This is a genomic window from Pseudomonas sp. PK-RTE-24, from assembly GCF_054052265.1.
The window spans coordinates 3,914,797-3,935,052 of sequence record NZ_CM133224.1; the positions used below are offsets into that span (position 1 = coordinate 3,914,797).

At 61.1% G+C, this 20,256-nt stretch carries 17 protein-coding genes and 2 pseudogenes; 8 read left to right on the forward strand and 11 right to left on the reverse strand.

The genetic code is table 11. From position 1 onward, the window contains the following. Positions 1–131: 131 nt before the first annotated feature. Positions 132–854: a phosphatidylcholine synthase gene (gene pcsA / locus ACV8MC_RS17740; protein WP_016775154.1), complete on the reverse strand. Its 723-nt coding sequence runs from the start codon at positions 852–854 to the stop codon at positions 132–134. Between the two features lie 260 nt (positions 855–1,114). On the opposite strand from pcsA, the gene ACV8MC_RS17745 reads away from it, so the two are divergent. Then, complete coding sequence (locus tag ACV8MC_RS17745) at positions 1,115–1,852, forward strand: tellurite resistance TerB family protein (RefSeq protein WP_110645571.1); 738 nt, start codon at positions 1,115–1,117, stop codon at positions 1,850–1,852. Positions 1,853–1,984: 132 nt separating this feature from the next. After that, on the forward strand, positions 1,985–4,636 hold the full coding sequence (ligD, locus tag ACV8MC_RS17750; protein ID WP_457262814.1) for a DNA ligase D: 2,652 nt from the start codon (positions 1,985–1,987) through the stop codon (positions 4,634–4,636). Here ligD and ACV8MC_RS17755 read toward each other — a convergent pair whose 3' ends face one another. The 3 genes from ACV8MC_RS17755 to sodC form a co-directional block, all read right to left on the reverse strand. Beyond that, positions 4,637–5,038, reverse strand: a complete 402-nt coding sequence (locus tag ACV8MC_RS17755) for a hypothetical protein (protein WP_071172813.1) — start codon at positions 5,036–5,038, stop codon at positions 4,637–4,639. 80 nt (positions 5,039–5,118) lie between these two features. After that, positions 5,119–5,433, reverse strand: coding sequence for a DUF2388 domain-containing protein (locus tag ACV8MC_RS17760; RefSeq protein ID WP_016775151.1), 315 nt, complete (start codon positions 5,431–5,433; stop codon positions 5,119–5,121). A gap of 125 nt (positions 5,434–5,558) precedes the next feature. After that, positions 5,559–6,080 carry a superoxide dismutase family protein gene (gene sodC / locus ACV8MC_RS17765; RefSeq protein WP_042609346.1) on the reverse strand — a complete coding sequence of 174 codons (522 nt, stop codon included), beginning with the start codon at positions 6,078–6,080 and terminating at the stop codon, positions 5,559–5,561. 159 nt (positions 6,081–6,239) lie between these two features. Between sodC and ACV8MC_RS17770 the strand changes: the two are divergent. Both ACV8MC_RS17770 and ACV8MC_RS17775 read left to right on the forward strand, forming a co-directional pair. After that, positions 6,240–7,031: pseudogene (locus ACV8MC_RS17770) on the forward strand (MCP four helix bundle domain-containing protein); the annotation flags it as partial. Positions 7,032–7,343: 312 nt separating this feature from the next. Next, positions 7,344–7,937 (forward strand): annotated as a pseudogene (locus ACV8MC_RS17775) (methyl-accepting chemotaxis protein); the annotation flags it as partial. Between the two features lie 179 nt (positions 7,938–8,116). Here ACV8MC_RS17775 and ACV8MC_RS17780 read toward each other — a convergent pair. Next, positions 8,117–8,548 (reverse strand): nuclear transport factor 2 family protein, encoded by a 432-nt coding sequence (locus ACV8MC_RS17780; RefSeq protein ID WP_236168635.1) that lies wholly within the window; start codon positions 8,546–8,548, stop codon positions 8,117–8,119. A gap of 529 nt (positions 8,549–9,077) precedes the next feature. On the opposite strand from ACV8MC_RS17780, the gene mqo reads away from it, so the two are divergent. Continuing rightward, positions 9,078–10,724: a malate dehydrogenase (quinone) gene (gene mqo, locus ACV8MC_RS17785; protein WP_041480875.1), complete on the forward strand. Its 1,647-nt coding sequence runs from the start codon at positions 9,078–9,080 to the stop codon at positions 10,722–10,724. Positions 10,725–10,821: 97 nt separating this feature from the next. Here mqo and ACV8MC_RS17790 read toward each other — a convergent pair whose 3' ends face one another. After that, positions 10,822–11,250, reverse strand: a complete 429-nt coding sequence (locus tag ACV8MC_RS17790) for a nuclear transport factor 2 family protein (protein WP_095180270.1) — start codon at positions 11,248–11,250, stop codon at positions 10,822–10,824. Between the two features lie 439 nt (positions 11,251–11,689). Between ACV8MC_RS17790 and ACV8MC_RS17795 the strand changes: the two genes are divergently transcribed. Next, the gene (locus tag ACV8MC_RS17795) at positions 11,690–12,499 is read left to right on the forward strand and encodes an OBAP family protein (RefSeq protein ID WP_056789164.1); all 810 of its coding nucleotides are present in this window, start codon (positions 11,690–11,692) and stop codon (positions 12,497–12,499) included. Positions 12,500–12,632: 133 nt separating this feature from the next. Here the strand turns inward: ACV8MC_RS17795 and ACV8MC_RS17800 are convergent, their stop codons facing one another. Further along, on the reverse strand, positions 12,633–13,403 hold the full coding sequence (locus tag ACV8MC_RS17800; protein WP_056789165.1) for an alpha/beta hydrolase: 771 nt from the start codon (positions 13,401–13,403) through the stop codon (positions 12,633–12,635). Positions 13,404–13,514: 111 nt separating this feature from the next. On the opposite strand from ACV8MC_RS17800, the gene ACV8MC_RS17805 reads away from it, so the two are divergent. Further along, a complete protein-coding gene (locus ACV8MC_RS17805) occupies positions 13,515–14,474 on the forward strand; it encodes an aldo/keto reductase (RefSeq protein WP_323620380.1) in 960 nt (319 codons plus the stop codon). A 6-nt stretch (positions 14,475–14,480) separates the two neighbouring features. On the opposite strand, the gene ACV8MC_RS17810 is transcribed toward ACV8MC_RS17805, so the two are convergent. Beyond that, positions 14,481–15,374: a LysR family transcriptional regulator gene (locus tag ACV8MC_RS17810; RefSeq protein ID WP_457262819.1), complete on the reverse strand. Its 894-nt coding sequence runs from the start codon at positions 15,372–15,374 to the stop codon at positions 14,481–14,483. Positions 15,375–15,470: 96 nt separating this feature from the next. Here ACV8MC_RS17810 and ACV8MC_RS17815 point away from each other — a divergent pair, with 96 nt between their 5' ends. Beyond that, a complete protein-coding gene (locus tag ACV8MC_RS17815) occupies positions 15,471–15,947 on the forward strand; it encodes a (R)-mandelonitrile lyase (RefSeq protein WP_056789169.1) in 477 nt (158 codons plus the stop codon). 324 nt (positions 15,948–16,271) lie between these two features. Here the strand turns inward: ACV8MC_RS17815 and paoC are convergent, their stop codons facing one another. Genes paoC through paoA form a run of 3 tightly spaced genes read right to left on the reverse strand, consistent with a single transcriptional unit; the run spans position 16,272 to position 20,043 of the window. Further along, positions 16,272–18,470, reverse strand: a complete 2,199-nt coding sequence (gene paoC / locus ACV8MC_RS17820) for an aldehyde oxidoreductase molybdenum-binding subunit PaoC (RefSeq protein WP_457262821.1) — start codon at positions 18,468–18,470, stop codon at positions 16,272–16,274. Next, complete coding sequence (locus ACV8MC_RS17825; RefSeq protein WP_457262822.1) at positions 18,467–19,423, reverse strand: FAD binding domain-containing protein; 957 nt, start codon at positions 19,421–19,423, stop codon at positions 18,467–18,469. Before ACV8MC_RS17825 ends, paoC begins: the two co-directional genes overlap by 4 nt. Further along, positions 19,420–20,043, reverse strand: a complete 624-nt coding sequence (paoA, locus tag ACV8MC_RS17830; RefSeq protein WP_041480864.1) for an aldehyde dehydrogenase iron-sulfur subunit PaoA — start codon at positions 20,041–20,043, stop codon at positions 19,420–19,422. Before paoA ends, ACV8MC_RS17825 begins: the two co-directional genes overlap by 4 nt. Between the last annotated feature and the right edge of the window lie 213 nt (positions 20,044–20,256).

Below are 20,256 nucleotides of genomic sequence, written 5' to 3' on the forward strand. Positions count from 1 at the left end.
CCCATCGGATCTCCTGATCGATGAAGATCTCTGTGGGAGCGAGCCTGCTCGCGAAAGCGGTGTGCCAGCCAACCTTGATGTTGATGGAACGACCGCATTCGCGAGCAGGCTCGCTCCCACAGGGGATGTGCTTATTTCAAATGGCTGCGATCAAACCACTCCAGCGCCGTGCGCCAGATGCAGATCCCCAGGAAATAAGCCGACATCAGCAACCACAAGCCCATCACCAGCGGGTTGATCACCGGGTGATTGAGCACCAGTGACAGGCTGCACAACAGCCAGATCGCCGTCACCGCGATATTGATCGGCATGAAACGACGCACGCGAAACGGGTGCAGGAACTTCATCCGCGTCACCGTCAGCAGCGCCAGCCCGATCACGGTGAGAAAGGTAATCCACGGCCCCGGGCCAATGATGTACAGGCACAGCGCAACCACGTTCCAGGCCGCCGGGAAGCCGACAAAATAGTTGTCCTTGCTCTTCATGTTGACGTTGCAGAAGCAGAACAGCGACGACACCAGAATCACCGACACCGTCAGCAACAGGGTGTAATCGGGCAGGGGAATGTAGCGGTAGATAAACAGTGCCGGGATGAATACATAAGTCAGGTAATCGATCACCAGATCGAGGATCGAACCGTCGAAACTCGGCAGCACCGATTGCACATTGACCTTGCGCGCCAGTGCGCCATCGAGGCCGTCGACGATCAGCGCAACGCCCAGCCACATCAGGCAATGGATCGGCTGGTTTTCCAGCAGGGCGAGTGTGGCGAGGAAGGCGGTGACCACGCCGGTCGCGGTAAAACCATGGGCGCCCCATGCTTTCAGCCTGGCGATGTGTACGGTTGATATCACGGGGGCGTTCTCCAGAAAGTGAAGCAAGCCGGTTATCGCCCATCATCAGAAAGGGCGTCGGCAAACCGGGTCGGGTTGCAGCTATCGACCGGTTTAGCCGGGATAAGGTTCACCACCCCTGAATCTTAGCTGGCTGGCGAAAATTTTCTCGCATGGCGATTCAACGGTGATCGGGCGTCAGCCCAACGGTGCTGGCGCTATGGCTGCGTCGGTCTATCGTTGCCTGACGCGATCGGGCCGTGGCCTCGGAGGATAACGTCATGAACACCAGCGATTTGCTTGAACAACTGCTGCGAGGCCAGGCCTCGGCGGGACAACAACGCGGAGCTTCGGCCGGTGACGGCCTGGGCGGTTTACTTGGTGGCCTGTTGGGCGGCGGCAGTCAGTCCGGAACGGGTGGCGCGGCTGCTTCGGGTGGCCTCGGCGGCCTGGGAGGGTTACTCGGCGGCTTGCTCGGCGGTGGTGGCTTGGGAAGCGCCCTCGGTGGCGGTAGCAGAAGCCGTTCTGGCGGGACCAATTACGCCGCACTCGCTTCGCTGGGCATGATGGCCTACCAGGCGTACCAAGCCTGGCAACGCAGCCAGGCCAGCAAGGCGCCGCAAGATCTGCCACAAACCGCCGACCTGCTCGCCGGCCCGCAAATCGAAACCCACAGCCACGCGGTGCTGCGCGCCCTGATCGCCGCCGCCAAGGCTGACGGACGCATCGACGACGCAGAAAAGCATCTCATCAGCAGCGAAATCGGCAAACACACCGCCGACCCGCAGTTGCAACAATGGCTCGACGCCGAAGTCGCCAAACCGCTGGATCCCCGGGAAGTGGCGCAATCCGCTGACGGCGACCCGGCCGTAGCCGCCGAAATGTACCTGGCCAGCGTCATGCTGGTAGACGATCAACAGGACGCCGAACGCAGCTATCTCGATGAGCTGGCCGCAGCCTTACAGATCGATCCGGATCTGCAGGTGCATCTGGAACAGCAGGCGAAAGGGCAAGCCTGACCCGCTGTAAAAATCCCTGACACTCCCAGCCCCGGCCGCTCCATCCGTCCGGGGCTTTTTTACCTCGATTGAATTTTTCCGCCGCCGAGTTGCTCTTCTGCATAACAGAACCCGTCTGCCATCGGTGTGCTCATGAACAGGAACCTCGACGATTACAACCGCATGCGTGATTTTTCCGCGACGTCGGAGCCGGCCGCAGTCAAGCGCTCGGGCCGTAAGTCGGCCAAGGATCATGCCTTGCAGTTCTGCATCCAGAAGCACGACGCTTCGCACCTGCATTACGACTTTCGCCTCGAGCTCGACGGCGCCCTGAAGAGCTGGGCGGTGCCGAAGGGGCCGTCGCTGGACCCGTCGGTCAAGCGTCTGGCGATTCATGTCGAGGATCATCCGCTCGATTACGCGACGTTCGAAGGCAGCATTCCCGAGGGGCATTACGGCGCCGGTGATGTGATTGTCTGGGATCGCGGCGTGTGGATTCCGCTGGAGGATCCGCACAAGGCCTATGCCAAGGGCCGACTGAAGTTCGAGCTGCAGGGCGAGAAGCTCGGCGGCGTGTGGAATCTGGTGCGCACGCACATGCCGGGCAAGAAAGAACAATGGTTCCTGATCAAGCATCAGGACAACGCCGCGCGCCCGCAGGATGATTTCGACGTGCTGGTCGCCGAGCCCGACAGCGTGCTCAGCGAGCGCACGATTGTCGGCAAATCAGCGGCGGCCGCCGATAAGGCCAAACCGGTGAAAAAAGCCCCGGCCAAGCCGCGCAAGCAGGCGTCCGGGCAGCTTACCGGCGCACGCAAGGCCAAGCTGCCGGCGCTGATCAAGCCGGAACTGGCGACGCTGGTTGACAGCGCGCCCGAAGGGCAGTGGAGCTACGAGATCAAGTTCGACGGCTACCGGATCATGGCGCGGATCGATCACGATGAGGTGCAGCTGTTCACCCGCAATGGCCACGACTGGACGCACAAACTGCCGCAGCAGGCCAAGGCACTGGCGGCGCTGGGTCTGGAATCGGCATGGCTCGACGGCGAAATGGTCGTGGCCAATGAGCAAGGTGTGCCGGATTTTCAGGCGTTGCAGAATGCTTTCGATGCCGGGCGCAGCGGCAACATTGTTTATTACCTGTTCGACGTGCCGTATCTGAATGGCGTCGACCTGCGCGATGTGCCGGTGGAAGAACGCCGCGCCGCGCTGAGCACCATCCTCGGTGCGCAGAAAGAATCGTCAACGCTGCGCTTCTCCGAAGCCTTCGAAGAAACCCCGGACGCGCTGCTCAACAGTGCCTGCCAAATGCAGATGGAAGGCCTGATCGGCAAGCGGCTCGGCTCGCCTTATGTGTCGCGGCGCAGCGGCGACTGGATCAAGCTCAAGTGCAAGCATCGCCAGGAGTTCGTCATCGTCGGCTACACCAATCCGAAAGGTGCGCGCAGTGCCTTCGGTGCCTTGCTGCTCGGCCTGCACGACCGTGACAGCGGCGAGTTGCGCTATGCCGGCAAGGTCGGCACCGGGTTCAACGAAACCACATTGAAAAGCATCCTCGCCCAACTCAAGCCGTTGCAGACCAAAACCGCCGCAGTGGTCAATCCGCCCAGCGGTTTCGAGGCCAAAGGCGTGCACTGGCTCAAACCCAAACTGCTGGCCGAAGTGGCATTCGCCGAGATGACCAAGGACGGCTCGGTGCGCCACGCCGTGTTCCATGGTTTGCGCGATGACAAACCGGCCAAGGACATTACCGAGGAGCGAGCGAAGCCTGTGAAAGCTGCCAAGTCCGAAAAGACCGAAAAAAACGAAAAAACCGAAAAGACCAAAACCGCCGAAAAGACCAAAACCGCCGACAAGCAGCCGGCAAAGAAAACCGCCGCCAGCAAAAAAGACGAAACCGCCCCTTCGCAAGCAGGTCTGGCCGGCGGCAAGGTACGCATCACTCACCCCGATCGAGTGATCGATGCGGTCAGCGGCACAACCAAGATGCAACTGGCGCAGTATTACGCCAGCGTTGCCGAACACATCCTGCCGCAACTTAAGGATCGTCCCGTGGCCTTAGTGCGTGCACCGGACGGCATCGCCGGCGAACTGTTTTTCCAGAAGAACGCCGAACGCCTGGCCATTCCCGGTATCACTGCTCTGGACAAGGACGTCACCGGCCAGCCAGTGATGATGATCAACAATCCCGAAGCGCTGGTCGGTGCGGTGCAGATGAGCACCGTCGAACTGCACACTTGGAACGCGACGAAGGTGGATCTGGACAAGCCCGATCGCTTCGTTCTCGACCTCGACCCGGATCCTGCGCTGCCATGGAAAAGCATGGTTGAAGCCACCGCGCTGACCCTGACTGTGCTCGATGAGCTGGGCCTCAAAGCCTTCCTGAAAACCAGCGGCGGCAAAGGCATTCACCTGGTGGTGCCGTTGACGCGCAAGCATGGCTGGGACGAAGTGAAAGACTTCAGCCACGCCATCGTCAGCCACATGGCCAAGTTGCTACCGGACCGGATTTCAGCGGTGTCCGGGCCGAAAAACCGCGTCGGGCGGATCTTCATCGATTACCTGCGCAACGGCCTCGGTGCCACCACCATTTGCGCCTACGCCGCCCGGGCGCGGGAAGGCATGCCGGTGTCGGTGCCGCTGTACCGAGAGGAGGTCGCTGAAATCAAGGGTGGTAATCACTGGAACATCTACAACGTTCACGAGCGTCTGACCGAAGTCGGCGATGAACCTTGGGCGGACATGAAGAAAACCCGTCAGACCATCACCGCCGAGATGCGCAAACGCGTCGGCATGAAAAAGTGATCAGGTGTCGCGCAGCAAGTCGTGGGCGTTGAGCAGTTCGAAGGCGATTTGCGGGTGGTTTTCCAGGCCCTTGCGAATCGCCGCCGGGATTGCCGCGCGAGTCTTGCGACACAAGCCTGGCAGCTCATCGATCTGAATGGCAATGCCGCGCATGGTGCGCACTTCATTGAAGCCGGGGGCGACGTCGACACGGATGCCGAGTTGCTCGTACATACGCTGTTGCAGGCGTTTGAGGTCGGCGAGGTCTTTGAGTTGTTCCAGGCGCGCCAGAAGAATTTTTTCCTCAGCGCGGGTCAAGCGCAGGATGCGCAGATCGGCTCCGGGCGTTTCCAGCAACGGATCGCGCCCGCAGATGCAGGCGCCGGGAGGGCAGGGTGAGCGCAAGGGCACGGTCGTCGTCATGGCCTCCATCATAGAGGCCGTCGGACATGTTTGCCTATGTGCACTCAGCGGCCGTCCATCGGCCGCTGCTTCCCTCGTGACTACTGCTGCACGCCTTCGTATTGCACCAGAATGGCGTTGGCCAGGTCTTCATCACTGGCGTTCAAGCCAGGGTTGGCCTGGCGCACCTGTTGCAGTACCGACTCAAGATAAACCCCACGGATGGCCCCGCCACTGGCGACAAACGCAGACACGTCGTCACGGGCCGGAATCACCATTTTGTCGTCCTTGAAGGTCGAGTACAGCGACGCGGAGACACCTGCCGAAGTGGCGACGTCACCCGCGTCAACGCGGGCCAGCGCCGATCCGACCGGCAGGCAAAGCATTAAAGAAGAAATCAGGACTAACTTGCGCATGACGTGTTCCTCCACAAGCGCTAAGCAAAAAGGGAAGGGACTACATAACGTCAGAGGTGAACGGCGCGCGGGAGTTCCGTGAGCGGTGAAAAGCCGTGAGTCAGAGTTTTCACCGCTCAGTCGGTTCAGATTACCCCGCAAGCCATGCGGTCGCCGCCACCGCCCAGTGGCTTTGGCATGTCGGAATGGTTATCGCCGCCGGCGTGAATCATCAGGGCGTGGCCCTTGATCTCGGAAATCTTCTTCAGGCGCGGTGCCAGCACCGGATAGTTGGCGACCCCGTCAGCCGTCACATACACCGCTGGCAGATCACCCAGATGCCCGTCGGCGTAAGGGCCGAGATGCTTGCCGGTTTTCGCCGGATCGAAGTGTCCGCCAGCCGCCAGTGCCGCGCCTTTGACGCCATCCTTCGTGCCCGCTTCGCAGCTGCCGTTTTCATGGACATGGAAACCGTGAATGCCGGCAGGCAATGATTTCAGCTCGGGTGTGAACAGCAGGCCGTACGGCGTCTCGCTGACAGTGACAGAGCCGATCGCCTGCGGCGCGCCGTCGGCGCTGACCAGGTTGATCGCGACTTTCTCCGTTGCCGCTTGCGCGGTGCCGATTGCCAGGGTGCCGAGCAGACCAAACCACAGTGCGCGTTTCATAAGCGTTTCCTTCAGCTGCATGAATGTTCGTAGCCATGGATTGATAGCCTGCCGGGGTTAACCAGCGATGAAGGCGTTATCCATCGGCGCTGCAAGGTGTGACCGGGTTCACGCTTGAAAAGTTTTGCCGGATTCAAGTCGCCCCTGACATCAGCCGATATGCTCTGTGTCGGCAGTTCCCTGCACATAGGCTTAACTGAAATCCGACAAGCGCAATCCAGCGTGCCCACGGGAGATTCCACGGTGTCGATCAAACTGCGTTTGGTGTTGCTGATTGCGACCAGCCTGCTGACGGCGCTGATCGTGAGCCTGGTCAGTTACGTCGGCAATCTGCGGATGGCCACGGCGGTAGGCGATAACACGGTGAGCATGAGCGCGCTGCGCAATCACATGGAAGCGGACATGATGCACGACGCCCTGCGCGCCGATGTCTATTCGGCGATGCTGGTCGGCCTGGGCAAAAGCACCGCCACCGCCACAGAAGTGCGCGATTCGCTGGCCGAGCACGCAGGGCATTTTCGTGAAGTGCTGGATGACAACCTGAAGCTGCCGATCAACCCGCAGTTGCGCACGGCGCTGGAGCAGATCAAGCCGAGCCTCGACACCTACATCAAATCCGCCGAGCAGATCGTCGGCGTGGCGCTGGACAATCCGGATGCCGCCCAGCAGCAGCTCGGCACGTTCAATGCCGCGTTCAGCCAGCTCGAAGAACAAATGGCGACGCTCAGCGAATTGATTGAAAGCAACACTCGGCAAACCAGCGAAGGCACCGAAGCGGCCATTAGCAATGCCAATCTGGCCCTTGGTGTGGTGCTGATCGCCAGTCTGTTGCTGCTGCTGATTCAGGGGCGCTGGGTGATCCTGAGTATCATGGGACCGCTGAAATCTGCCAGCCGCATCGCTGAAAGCATTGCCCATGGCAATCTCAGCGAACCGATTGTCGAGCCCGCCGGCAAGGACGAAGCCAGCGTTTTGATCCGCACATTGGCGACCATGCAACGTGACTTGCGCAACATGATCGACGTGGTCCGGCGCAACGCCCACGGTGTCAGCGGCATGAGCGAGCAACTCAGTCAGGGCTGCCATCAGGTCGCCGACAGCAGCCAGCAGCAAAGCGTTGCCGCCGGGACCATGGCGGCCGCCGCCAGTCAGATGACCGCCAGCATCGAGGAAATCACCCGCCACGCCGAACGTGCCCTGAGCATGGCCAATCAGGCGGAAACTCTAGCGAAGGAGGGCGGCGGGGTGATTCATCAAGTGGTCAGCGACATGGACGACATCGCCCGCTCGGCACAGCAGTCGGCGCAGGTGATCCGCACGCTGGATCAGGAATCCGAGGCGATCTTCAACATCATTCAGGTGATCAAGAGCATCGCCGACCAGACCAACCTGCTGGCCCTTAACGCCGCGATCGAGGCGGCGCGGGCAGGTGAGCAGGGCCGTGGCTTTGCCGTGGTCGCGGATGAAGTGCGCAGTCTGGCCGCACGCACCAGCGCCTCGACCCAGGAAATTGCCGCAATGGTCGCGCGCATCCAGAGCAGCACGCGCGAGGCGGTCAACAGCATGGAGGCCGGCGTGGCGCAGGTCGACAAGGGCATGGCGGTGACCGCGGAAGTCGAGCGGGCAATTCGCGAGATCCTCGACGCCACGCTGAACACCACGCAACTGGTCAACGACATCACCCGCACGATTGGCGAACAGAGCCAGGCCAGTAACGAGATCGCCCATCAGGTGGAGATGATTGCCGGGATGAGCGAGGGCAACAGTCGGGTGATCGGGCAAACGGCGACGACCACCGATGAATTGTCGAATCTGGCGGGGCAGCTGGCGCGGTCGGTGGATCGGTTTCGGTTGTGATAGCGGTAGGACCCATTACATTTCTGGTGTCTATCACGGCCTTATCGCTGGCAAGCCAGCTACCACAGGGTCTGATGTTGTGAATGCAACGGTGTGCACACCATCATCCACTGTGGGAGCGGGCTTGCCCGCGATTAGGCCAGCTCGGGCAACACTGAATCAAACCTATGTGCCCTTAATCAGAATCTGAACGCCTGCCGCCCCACCAACAACCATTTCCCGCCCTGTTTCTGCCAGATCTGGAAATTTTCGATCTCGGTCGGAATCACCTCAGTCCCCTTCAACGCCTGCGCGGAGAAGTGGTGGCGCACCAATGCGGTATCGCCGGACATCGTGATGGTCTGCTTCTGCATCTCCAGGGTCTTGAATGCGCTGCGGCCGGTTTCGATGTCGGCGATGAATTCCTGCTTGTCCTGAATCTTGCCGCTGGAGTGGCCGTAGGTCAGGTTCGGCGCGGTCAGAGCGTTCAGTTCGGCGATGTCTTTGTGCAGCATCGCCTGGGTCAGGTGATCCACCGCTTGGGCCACTTGCTTTTCCGCCGGGGCAGGGGCGGCCATGGCGCAGGCGCTGAAGGCGCAGAACAAACCGATGAGGAGGCGGGATTTGGTCATGTTGTTTCCTTGTTGTTATTGGGTCGGAATGACTGGCTTAGTTTGTCAGTCATCGTACAACGTAGCAGGTTATTTTCTGCTTGAACAACGAGCCGTTCGCAATGATTTATCAAGTTGCGATGTGTATCGCGCAAAAAACTTTGCAGGCCAATGCCTGATCACGGTCATGTTTGGTGGCCCATGGCCGATAAGCCCCAGAGCGGAAAAAGACTTTCAAGTCGGGAACAGACGCGCGGGTTCGCCCTGACGTGATATTCTCCGCGCCAAATTTGCTTTGACTTAATTCGGTTGGCTGGCCTTTCAGGCGGGCCGACGGGATCCCTGTCGCTCAAGCAGCTGAAGCCAATAACGATAAGAAGTCAGTTCAGAAGGGACATTAACTGAGGTCGATGCCACATGTCGGCCTTGTGTGCCCACCCGTCAATATTGAAGTGTGCCGGATTGCGCGACGCCAGCCTGAGCGTCAACAAAGCGCAACGCAGACTGATAACAACGACGGGCGGAAGGCGTTTTATCATAGGTGCAACAGATGTTTAAGAAAGTGAACACAGCCTTGCTCGGTCTGGCTTTGGCGATGGGGATGTCGTCTGCCAATGCTGCCGAAGCCAAGAAAGTTGATGTCCTGCTGATCGGCGGCGGCATCATGAGCACCACCCTGGGTGTGTGGATCAATGAGCTGGAACCGACCTGGTCGATGGAAATGGTCGAGCGCCTCGATGGCGTCGCCCTGGAAAGCTCCAACGGCTGGAACAACGCCGGTACCGGTCACTCCGCCCTCGCCGAGCTGAACTACACCCCGGAAGACGACAAGGGCAACGTGACGATCCCGAAAGCCGTCGAGATCAACGAAGCGTTCCAGGTTTCCCGTCAGTTCTGGGCGTGGCAGGTTCAGCAGGGCGTGCTGAAGAACCCTCGCTCGTTCATCAACACCACTCCGCACATGAGCTTCGTGTGGGGCGATGACAACATCAAGTTCCTGAAAAAGCGCTACGAAGCGCTGCAGGCGAGCCCGCTGTTCGCTGGCATGCAGTATTCCGAAGATCCGGCTGTGATCAAGAAGTGGGTACCGCTGATGATGGAAGGGCGTGACCCGAACCAGAAAATCGCGGCCACCTGGAGCCCGCTGGGTACGGACATGAACTTCGGCGAAATCACCCGCCAGTTCGCCGCTCACCTGCAAACCAAACCCAACTTCGATCTGAAACTGTCGAGCGAAGTTGAAGACATCACCAAGAACGCCGATGGCACCTGGCGTGTGAGCTACAAAAACCTCAAGGACGGTACCAAGACCGAAACCGACGCCAAGTTCGTGTTCATCGGCGCTGGCGGCGGTGCTCTGCACCTGCTGCAGAAGTCGGGCATTCCTGAAGCCAAGGAATACGCAGGCTTCCCGGTTGGCGGCTCGTTCCTGGTGACCGAGAACCCGACGATTGCCGAGCAGCACCTGGCCAAGGCCTACGGCAAGGCTTCGGTTGGCGCGCCACCGATGTCCGTTCCGCACCTGGACACCCGTGTCCTGGACGGCAAGCGCGTCATTCTGTTTGGCCCGTTCGCGACCTTCAGCACCAAGTTCCTCAAGGAAGGTTCGTACTTCGACCTGCTGACCAGTACCACCACCCACAACATCTGGCCAATGACCAAGGTCGGCATCAAGGAATACCCGCTGGTCGAGTACCTTGCCGGTCAGTTGATGCTGTCGGATGAAGACCGTCTGAACGCGCTGAAGGAATACTTCCCGAACGCCAAAGCCGAAGACTGGCGCCTGTGGCAAGCCGGCCAGCGCGTGCAAATCATCAAGCGTGATGAAGCCGCTGGCGGCGTGCTGAAACTGGGCACCGAGATCGTTGCTTCGCAAGACGGCTCGATCGCTGGCCTGCTGGGCGCATCGCCAGGCGCGTCGACTGCTGCACCGATCATGCTGAGCGTGCTGCAGAAAGTCTTCAAAGACAAAGTCGCAACCCCTGAGTGGCAGACCAAGCTGCACCAGATCGTGCCGAGCTATGGCACCCAGCTGAACAGCGATCCGGCCAAAGTGGCTGCCGAGTGGGCTTACACCGCGAAAATCCTCGAACTGCCGACGCCTCCAGCGATCGGTCAGGTAGCTGCTCCGGCGGCACCTGCGGCTGACAAAGCCGTAGCGCCGAAGGAAAACGCTGCACGTGACATGGCTCTGTAACCAGAACCCTGACACACAAAACCCACTGAACCGGCGACGGTCAGTGGGTTTTTTTATACGCCGGACCTGTAGGAGCTGACGAGTGCATTCGGTAGGGTCAGGCTTTCGCGTTCGCCAGGTAGGCCCCCAGGCGCCGACCCATTTCTTCGCCCAGTGCCTGCAACCCGCTCAGCGGCCGCACCATCACTTCAAACTCGACAATTTTGCCGTGTTCATCGAAGCGAATCATGTCGATGCCTTTGAGTTCCTTGCTGCCGACCCTGGCGCTGAATTCGAGAATCACATTCAGGCCATCCGCCGTCGCCAATTCGCGGTGATAGGCGAAATCTTCAAAGACTTCGAACACGGTGTTGAGGATCATCGCCACCACCGGCGCGCCGGGGTAGGGCGTGTGGGCCATGGGCGAGCGGAACACAGCTTGCGGATCAAGCAGTTCAGGCAGGGCTTTGAGATTGCCGCTGCGGATCATCTCGTGCCAGCGCGCGAGGGATGCGGCGACGTTGGGCTGCAAGGCAAGGTCGGGCATGGTCACTCCGGTTTTTATTGTTGTCGGTCGGCAATGACTGTAGATCAACCGGGCCGAAAGTGAATCCCCAAGTCTCAGGCTGAATACCTGTTCATGCCCGAAGCGGATCAGATGCGCATCTGATCCGTATTTTTCTGTTTCATCTGCCTCTGTATTCAGTACAGCCACAGGCTCAGAATGCCCCGGCAGTGCGGCCAATCACCCTCCGACCTCATCCCGAAGCGTCCGGTGCACCGCACACCCCGCATCAAGGAGCGCGACATGTACAAGATGGCAATTTTTCTCGGCGGCTTTCTGACCTTGACCATTCTGATCGGCGTGCTGGCGACGATCTCTCCAGTCTGATCCGCGCGCATTTTTTCGAACTCCGCCGTTCTCCTGCTTTCAGTTGCAGAACAGGGCCAGCATGCGCCCGTTACAGAAGTTCGAGGAGTGAAACATGCGTACGACAACCTCGCAGGGACGTTGGGTTCCCATTGGTTTGATGGTCGCCGCGCTGACTGGTTGCGCGATGAGCAACACCGAGTCACCGGTGCAGACACCGGGTCAGGCCAAGGCCTCCGATACTGAAATGCTCGAAGTCGGCGCGCAGTGGTTGCAGGACAAACCGCCGATCCGCGCGTTGAACATGTACCTTGATGGCTTTCATTTTTACAACGGTCATCCCGGCGCGCAGATGGAAGCGCACCATTACTGCTCGGCGCTCAATGAGGAAGTGTTCCAGTGCGTGATCTACGACGGCAACACGGCTGAAGCGAAGTTGATGGGCGTGGAATACATCATCAGTCAGCGCCTGTTTACGCAATTGCCGGCAAAAGAAAAAGCCTTGTGGCACAGCCATGCTCACGAGGTGACTTCTGGCCAGTTGGTCGCGCCGGGCATCCCGCAAGTGGCGGAAAAGCGCCTGATGGAAAAACTCGCCAATACTTACGGCAAGACTTGGCACACCTGGCACACCGATCAGGACAAGCAACTGCCGCTGGGCGTGCCGCAGTTGATGATGGGCTTTACCGCTGACGGTCAGGCCGATGCACAAATGGTCCGCCAGCGCGATCAGCGTCTGGGCATCGACAGTGCCGAAAAGAAAAAGGCTCGTGCCGGGATCAAACCGGCGCCTGTCGCAACGGGGGCTGATGCGTGGCAGAAGGGCAACGCCGTGCAGCTCAACGACCCGACCGGGCATCAGCACGTCACGCCGCGCTCGGCCACCTCTGGCGATGAAAATGCCCGGAGCGGCAGTCAGCCTTAGCTTTGGACAGTAGCTGGAAATGGTGTTGTCTGTACCGGCGTCATCGCGAGCAGGCTCACTCCTACATTTAAAATGCGTTCCCCCTGTAGGAGTGAGCCTGCTCGCGATGGCGTCCGTCTGATCGCTACATCCTTCAGCGATTCAACACATCCACAATCCACTGCAAATATTGCTCGCGCTCGGAAATCGAGTTATGCCCCGAGTCCGGCACCACCTTCAGCGTCGCCACGCCCGCAGGAAAACGCTCGAACAGCCGCTGCGTACTGCTGCGCCCAATCACTTCGTCATCACTGGCCGCCAAGAGCAACGTCGGTGCGCGAATATGCGCCGCGTATTTGCCTGATTCGAAACGATCCTTGAGCAACCACTTCACCGGCACCCACGGGTATTGCCGTTCGGCGATTTCCTCAAGGCTGTTGAACGGCGTCACCAGGATCAGATTCTGCACCGGCCGCTGACTGGCCAGGCGCACCGCCACCCCCGAACCGAGGCTGCGTCCGATGACAGCAATCTGCGGGTGGCTGGCATAGACCTGATCGAACAGCGCCAGCGCATCTTCGGCAATCGCGGCTTCCGATGGCGAGCCGGTGCTGCCACCAAAGCCCCGATAGTGCAGGAAATACAGCGCGTAGTCGGGAAACGCCTCGGCGAATTCCGGCAGATTTCGCGAGACGTCCTCGGCATTGCCCCCGAAATAGATCAGCGCCCGCGTTCCGCTGCGCTCTCGGTCAGTCACCCAGACCTCGGCATCCGGCATCGACAGTTTCAAGCGCGAATCCGCTGCAACCACGGCGGCAGGCTGGGGAAACCAGATCAGCGAGCGCTGAAACACGAACAGCGCGGCGCACAGCACCAGGTACACGGCAACGATGAAAACGACGAGTGACATCAGGGTTCGGGACATTCGGCTACTTTTAACGGGGTGAGAGGTTGGCTGTGGCAGTGTAGTTCAGCGCCTGCGCCTGACAGCCTGCGCACACACCATGCAACAGATCCGCGCAGCAGGAGGACACGCATGCGCCACACTGAGGGTTATTCCCGCCGCCGCTTGCTCACCCTGGCTGCCCAGGCTGCGGCGCTGTTCACCATTGATCGGGCGTTGGCCAGCAGCGTAGCGCCGACCGCCACTGCGCCGCACACGGCAGGAGACCAGACCATGCAGACCCGCGCCATCCCTTCGAGCTCCGAGGCACTGCCCATGGTCGGGTTGGGCACCTATCGCGGTTTCGACGTCGCGCCGGGCGATCCGGTTTACCGGCAGTTGCCCGCCGTCCTCGAAGCGCTGTTCAGAAAGGGCGGCACGCTGATCGACAGCTCGCCCATGTATGGCCGCGCCGAGCAGACCACCGGTGAACTGCTGTCGATCCACGAACCACGTTCGCCGGCTTTTCTCGCCACCAAGGTGTGGACGCGCGGGCGCCAGGAGGGCATCGCGCAGATGGAGCAGTCCTTCAGTCTGCTGCAAACCGAGCGCATCGACCTGATGCAGATTCACAACCTGCTCGACTGGCAAACCCACTTGCCGACCCTGCGCGAATGGCAGGAGCAGGGGCGGATTCGCTACATCGGCATCACCCATTACACCTCGTCGGCCTATGACGAGGTCGAGGCCGTGCTGAAAGCCGAAAAGCTGGATTTTCTGCAGATCAACTACGCCCTCGATGATCGCGCGGTCGAGAAACGCATCCTGCCGCTGTGCCGTGAGCGTGGGGTGGCGGTGATTTGTAATCGGCCGTTTGGCGGCGGCGATCTGCTCGCCCGGCTCAAGGGCAAGCCGCTGCCGGCCTGGGTCTCGGATGTACAGGTCAACAGCTGGCCGCAACTGGCACTGAAATTTCTCCTGGCGCACCCGGCGGTGACCTGTGTGATTCCGGGGACCAGCAATCCGCGCTACATGGCTGACAACGCCGGAGCCGGTTTTGGGCCGATGTTGACCGATGCGCAACGGCATCAGTTGATTGCGTTGCTGGGCTGAGCCGGGTCAACCGCGATAGCGCAACGCCTCCAGCAACAACGCAAACGCCGGCGCCGCCTGGCGTCGGCTCGGGTAGTACAGGTGATAACCGGAAAATGCCGGGCACCAGTCTCCCAGCACCTGGACCAGGCGACCGTCCGCCAGAAACGGCGCAACGACGTTTTCCGGGATGTAGCTCAAACCGAAACCGTCCAGCGCGGCGTCGAGCAATGGGTACACGCCATTCAGGGTGACCTGGCCGGAGACGCGCACTTTCAGGCTTTCACCATCCTTTTCGAACTCCCACGAATACAGTCCGCCATTGGTTGGCAGGCGCAGGTTGTTACAGGCGTGGTCGGTCAGGTCGCGCGGGGTTTGCGGCGCAGGGCGCCGGGCGAAGTAGGCGAGGGAGCCGACCACGGCCATGCGCATGTCCGGACCGATACGGGTGGCGATCATGCCTTGGGCGACGTCTTCGCCCAGGCGCACACCGGCATCGAAGCCTTGGCCGGCGATGTCGACGAAGCCATAGTCACAGCAAACCTCGACGGACACATCCGGGTACTGCGGCAGGAAATCCTGCAACACCGGACGCAGGATCCAGTTCAGCGAATGGTCGGTGGCGCTGATGCGGATCTTTCCCGCCGGGGTTTCGCGCAGGTTGCTCAGGGCGGCCAGTTCCACCTCGATTTCCTCGAAGCGCGGGCCGATGGTTTGCAGCAAATGTTCGCCGGCCTCGGTCGGCGACACGCTGCGCGTGGTGCGGGTCAGCAGGCGCAGGCCGAGTCGCGCCTCGAGACTGCGAATGGTGTGGCTGAGCGCCGATTGCGACACGCCGAGTTTGGCTGCGGCCTTGGTGAAACTGCGTTCACGGGCGACGGCGAGAAAGGCGAGCAGGTCGGTGGCGTTTTCCCGGAGCATTGATGATCGTCCTGCATAAGTTTTTTCGGATTCTAGTCGATTATCCAAAGAGTGCGGATCGCTACAGTGGTTGCATCATTTATTGGAGGAAAAGCCATGAACCCGATTGCTGCTTCTGCACTGACGCTTTCGCTGCTGGCTGGCGAGGTGTATGCCACTGAAAATCCGCGTGTCACGGTCACACCGAATGGCTCGCAACCGTCGGCCAAAGGCCCGGCTGACTGGTTTACCGGCACGGTGCGGGTGGATGCGCCGTTCAAAGGTACCGACGAGGCGCGGGTCAGTGGCGCGACCGTAACGTTTGAGCCGGGCGCGCGAACGGCGTGGCATACCCATCCGCTGGGGCAGACATTGATCGTCACCTCGGGGGCAGGGTTCGTGCAGGAGTGGGGGCAGCCAGTGCGGGAAATCCGGCCGGGCGATACCGTGTGGATTGCTCCGGGCGCCAAGCATTGGCACGGCGCAGCACCGACGACGGCGATGAGTCATATCGCGATTGCCGAAGTGCTGGATGGCAAGGTGGTGGACTGGATGGAGCAGGTCGGTGATGAGCAATATCCGAAGACCGAGTGAAACCGTTCCCCTCACCCCAGCCCTCTCCCGAGGGAGAGGGAGCCGATTGGGGGATGCTCGAGACGTTCGGCATTCTGCAAACGTGGTGGTGAATCCACTCGACCCCTAGCACCCCATGCAGGTGCGCTAACAGCATGCGACTCACCCCAGGCGTCTCCCGGGGGAGTGAGAGCCGACCGAGGTGTCTTGCGATGTGCATCGACCTGAACTTGCCGTTGCGATTATGGATACACAGAAAGACTTTCACGTCGCTGCACATCCTGAATATACCCGGATCGGTCCCCTCTCCCTTTGGGAGAGGGCTAGGGTGAGGGGCTTTTCGCTTCAGATCATCTCCGGCAACGAATCAAGAATCTTGTCCAGCGTAATCGGATACTCCCGCACCCTCGCGCCGGTGGCGTTGTAGATTGCATTCGCCACCGCCGCGCTCACGCCGCAAATCCCCAATTCACCTACGCCCTTGGCCTTCATCGGCGATGAAATCGGGTCGGTTTCTTCGAGGAAGATCACTTCCTGATGCGGAATGTCGGCGTGCACCGGCACCTCATACCCGGCGAGGTCATGGTTGACGAAAAAGCCCAGACGCTTGTCCACCGCCAGTTCTTCCATCAACGCCGCGCCGACGCCCATGGTCATCGCGCCGATGACCTGACTGCGCGCCGACGTCGGGTTGAGGATCCGCCCCGCAGCGCACACCGCGAGCATGCGCCGCACGCGGACTTCGCCAGTGGCAGCATCGACCGCGACTTCGACGAAATGCGCGCCGAAGGTCGATTGCTGATACTTCTCGGCCAGATCACCGAACTCGATGCTGTCCTCGCCGACCAGTGCGCCGCCTTCAGCCGCGTTGCGCAGCGGCAGGCTCTTGCTGCCGACGCGCACCTGACCATCGGTGAACTCCGCCTGATCCGCCTCGAGTCCCAGCTTCTGCGCCACCGCTTCACGCAGTTTCACACAGGCGGCATAGACGCCCGAGGTCGAGCAGTTCCCACCAAACTGACCGCCAGAACCAGCCGAAACCGGAAAGTCCGAGTCGCCCAGACGCACCACCACATCATCGAGACCAACGCCCATCATCTCGGCAGCGGTCTGCGCGATAATCGTGTAGCTGCCGGTGCCGATATCGGTCATGTCGGTTTCGACAACGACCTTGCCATCACGCTCCAGGCGCACACGGGCGCCGGACTTGACCAGCAGGTTGTTGCGAAACGCCGCCGCCACACCCATGCCGATCAGCCAACGGCCTTCACGACGGCTGCCCGGTTGCGCCTTGCGCTGATCCCAGCCGAATTTCTCCGCGCCGATCTGCAGGCATTTGACCAGTTGACGCTGGGAGAACGGCCGCTCGGTTTTCACCGGGTCGACTTGAGTGTCGTTAGCGATGCGGAACAGCACCGGGTCCATCTTCAGCTGTTCGGCCATTTCGTCCATGGCAATTTCCAGCACCATCAGCCCCGGCGCTTCACCCGGCGCGCGCATGGCGTTGCCTTCAGGCAGGTCGAGCGGGGCGAGGCGCATGCTGACGCGGCGGTTTTCTGCGGCATAGAGCAACTGGCTCGGTTGCGCGGCCAGTTCGACCTTGCCGTCAGCAAGGTTGCCTGACCAGCCTTCATGGGCGATGGCGGTCAGCTTGCCGTCCGCCGTTGCGCCCATGCGGATGCGCTGAATCGTAGCCGGGCGATGGGTGGTGTTGTTGGCCATTTGCGGGCGGGCGAGGGCGACTTTCACCGGCCGCCCCGCCATGCGCGCGCCGAGAGCGGCGAGGATTACGTCGGCGCGAATAAACAGCTTGCCGCCGAAACCACCGCCGATGTACGGCGAGACCAAACGCACTTTTTCCTTCGGCAGGCCGAGGGTTTTCGCAATGTCGCCGACACTCCAGGCGACCATCTGGTTCGACGTCCACACGGTCAGTTGATCGCCTTTCCACGCGGCCAGTGTGGCGTGCGGTTCCATCATCGCGTGGGACTGGTCTGGCGTGGTGTAGGTCTGATCGAACTGCACCGGCGCGGCGGTGAAGGCCTTGTCGAAGTCGCCGTGATTGACGTCGGGCAACTCGTCTTTCGGCTCGACGCCGAGGTCTTTGACGCTGGCCAGATCGAACTTGCCTTCGCTGGTCTCGTAATCGACCCTGACCAATTGCGCGGCGGCGCGGGCCTGTTCGAAGGTCTCGGCAACCACCAATGCAACGGCTTGCTGGTAATGCTGCACTTCGGGACCAGCGAGCAGATGCGCAGCGTTGTAATCACCCTTGTCGAGCTTGCCGGCGTTCTCGGCAGTAACGATCGCCAGCACGCCGGGCGCCGCTTTGGCCTCGCCCAGATGTATGGCTTTGATCCGGCCTTTGGCGATCGCCGAATCGACCATGAAACCGTAGGCCTGATTGGCTGCCGCTTCATGTTGTTCATAGGCGTAAGTGGCCTGGCCGCTGGTTTTCAGCGGGCCTTCAACGCGCTCGGTGGGCTGGCCGACGACCTTCAGGCGGTCGATGGGATTGGTGGTGGCGGGCGTGTCGAATTTCATGCGGTTTCCCTCGCTTGCGCCAACACCGAGGCCAGCGTGCGCTCGACCAGTGTCAGTTTGAATTGGTTGTCATCGGTGGGCGTCGCGCCTTCAAGCAGGCGTTCGCTGACCGCTTTGGCGCCCTTGGGCAACAGCGCTTCAGCGGCTTCGACCCGCCACGGTTTCGGCGCGATACCGCCGACGGCCACGCGGCCGGTACCGTCCTTTTGCAGGATCAAACCGACCGAGACCAGGGCAAACGCATAAGACGAGCGATCCCGCACCTTGTGATAAATGTGCGTGCCGCCAACCGGCGCCGGCAGGGTCACGGCGGTAATGAATTCGCCGGGCGTGAGGCTGGTTTCGATGTGCGGCGTGCTGCCCGGCAACTGGTGGAAATCGGCCATGGCAATGCTGCGCGTGCTGCCGTCAGGCTTGACCGTTTCGATCTGCGCATCGAGTGCGCGCATGGCGATGGCCATGTCGCTCGGGTGGGTGGCGATGCAAGCGTCGCTGACGCCGATGATCCCCAGCTGCCGGGTGACCCCGCCGATCGCCGCGCAACCGCTGCCTGGATTGCGTTTGTTGCAGGCCTGGTGGGTGTCGTAGAAGTACGGGCAGCGGGTGCGTTGCAGCAGGTTGCCGGCGGTGGTCGCCATATTGCGCAACTGCCCGGAAGCCCCGGCGAGCAAGGCGCGGGAGAGCAGGGCGTAGTCCTTGCGCACGCGCGCGTCGGCGGCCAGATCGGTGTTGCGCACCAGCGCGCCGATGCGCAGTCCGCCCTCGGGTGTTGCTTCGATCTGGTCCAGGCCGAGGTGGTTGATGTCGATCAGGTGCACCGGGGTTTCGATGTCGAGTTTCATCAGGTCGAGCAGGTTGGTGCCGCCGGCGATGAACTTGGCGCCTTCGACGTGCGCAGCCTGGGAAGCGGCTGCGGCAGGTGAGTCGGCGCGGCTGTAATTGAAGGCTCTCATGCCGGCACCTCCGCGACTTCAGTGATGGCTTCGATGATGTTCGAGTAAGCGCCACAGCGGCAGATATTGCCGCTCATGCGCTCCTGCAGTTCGGCGGCGATCAGCTTCGGCGGCTCGGTCAGGCTCGGGCTGACGTGGCTGGGAATGCCGTCGCGGATTTCCTTGAGCACGGCGACCGCCGAGCAGATCTGCCCCGGCGTGCAATAGCCGCACTGATAACCGTCGTGCTTGATGAACGCGGCCTGCATCGGGTGCAGCTTGTCCGGCATGCCGAGGCCTTCGATGGTGGTCACCTCACTGCCGTCGTGCATCACCGCCAGGGTCAGGCAGGAGTTGATCCGCCGACCGTCGGCGATCACCGTGCAGGCGCCGCACTGGCCGTGGTCGCAGCCTTTCTTGGTGCCGGTCAGGTGCAGGTGTTCGCGCAAGGCGTCGAGCAGAGTGGTGCGGGTGTCTACTTCGAGGGTTTGCGGTTTACCGTTGACTTGCAGGGTAACTTGACTCATGGCCGGTTGCTCCAGACTGGCCGCGTAGGCCTTGAGGCTGATAAAGGGGGGCATGGCGAACGCCGTCGCGGTTACGGCGCCGAGGATCATGAAATTGCGTCGGGAAATCGGCATGGTTCGATTCCTTTTCTCTCATCGGGCGGCAGGATTGCAAAAGGCCCAAACGGGCGCGCCGGCATGCATGCCAGTCTCGTAAAAGGAGTGACCGCAGCGGGAGGGAAAAGGTTTTGTCGGATTTGCGCTAAAGAGTTATGTGCTGAACTCATCAATTGGCCTGTGGGAGCGAGCCTGCTCGCGAAAGCGTCGGGTCAGACCCAGCCGCTGCTG

What these genes read in the sequence shown, in the direction of transcription:
- ACV8MC_RS17745 (WP_110645571.1), top strand. Translation starts at nt 1,115, where the DNA reads ATGAACACCAGCGATTTGCTTGAACAACTGCTGCGAGGCCAGGCCTCG.
- ligD (WP_457262814.1), top strand. Translation starts at nt 1,985, where the DNA reads ATGAACAGGAACCTCGACGATTACAACCGCATGCGTGATTTTTCCGCG.
- ACV8MC_RS17755 (WP_071172813.1), bottom strand. Translation starts at nt 5,038, where the DNA reads ATGACGACGACCGTGCCCTTGCGCTCACCCTGCCCTCCCGGCGCCTGC.
- ACV8MC_RS17760 (WP_016775151.1), bottom strand. Translation starts at nt 5,433, where the DNA reads ATGCGCAAGTTAGTCCTGATTTCTTCTTTAATGCTTTGCCTGCCGGTC.
- sodC (WP_042609346.1), bottom strand. Translation starts at nt 6,080, where the DNA reads ATGAAACGCGCACTGTGGTTTGGTCTGCTCGGCACCCTGGCAATCGGC.
- ACV8MC_RS17780 (WP_236168635.1), bottom strand. Translation starts at nt 8,548, where the DNA reads ATGACCAAATCCCGCCTCCTCATCGGTTTGTTCTGCGCCTTCAGCGCC.
- mqo (WP_041480875.1), top strand. Translation starts at nt 9,078, where the DNA reads ATGTTTAAGAAAGTGAACACAGCCTTGCTCGGTCTGGCTTTGGCGATG.
- ACV8MC_RS17790 (WP_095180270.1), bottom strand. Translation starts at nt 11,250, where the DNA reads ATGCCCGACCTTGCCTTGCAGCCCAACGTCGCCGCATCCCTCGCGCGC.
- ACV8MC_RS17795 (WP_056789164.1), top strand. Translation starts at nt 11,690, where the DNA reads ATGCGTACGACAACCTCGCAGGGACGTTGGGTTCCCATTGGTTTGATG.
- ACV8MC_RS17800 (WP_056789165.1), bottom strand. Translation starts at nt 13,403, where the DNA reads ATGTCCCGAACCCTGATGTCACTCGTCGTTTTCATCGTTGCCGTGTAC.
- ACV8MC_RS17805 (WP_323620380.1), top strand. Translation starts at nt 13,515, where the DNA reads ATGCGCCACACTGAGGGTTATTCCCGCCGCCGCTTGCTCACCCTGGCT.
- ACV8MC_RS17810 (WP_457262819.1), bottom strand. Translation starts at nt 15,374, where the DNA reads ATGCTCCGGGAAAACGCCACCGACCTGCTCGCCTTTCTCGCCGTCGCC.
- ACV8MC_RS17815 (WP_056789169.1), top strand. Translation starts at nt 15,471, where the DNA reads ATGAACCCGATTGCTGCTTCTGCACTGACGCTTTCGCTGCTGGCTGGC.
- paoC (WP_457262821.1), bottom strand. Translation starts at nt 18,470, where the DNA reads ATGAAATTCGACACGCCCGCCACCACCAATCCCATCGACCGCCTGAAG.
- ACV8MC_RS17825 (WP_457262822.1), bottom strand. Translation starts at nt 19,423, where the DNA reads ATGAGAGCCTTCAATTACAGCCGCGCCGACTCACCTGCCGCAGCCGCT.
- paoA (WP_041480864.1), bottom strand. Translation starts at nt 20,043, where the DNA reads ATGCCGATTTCCCGACGCAATTTCATGATCCTCGGCGCCGTAACCGCG.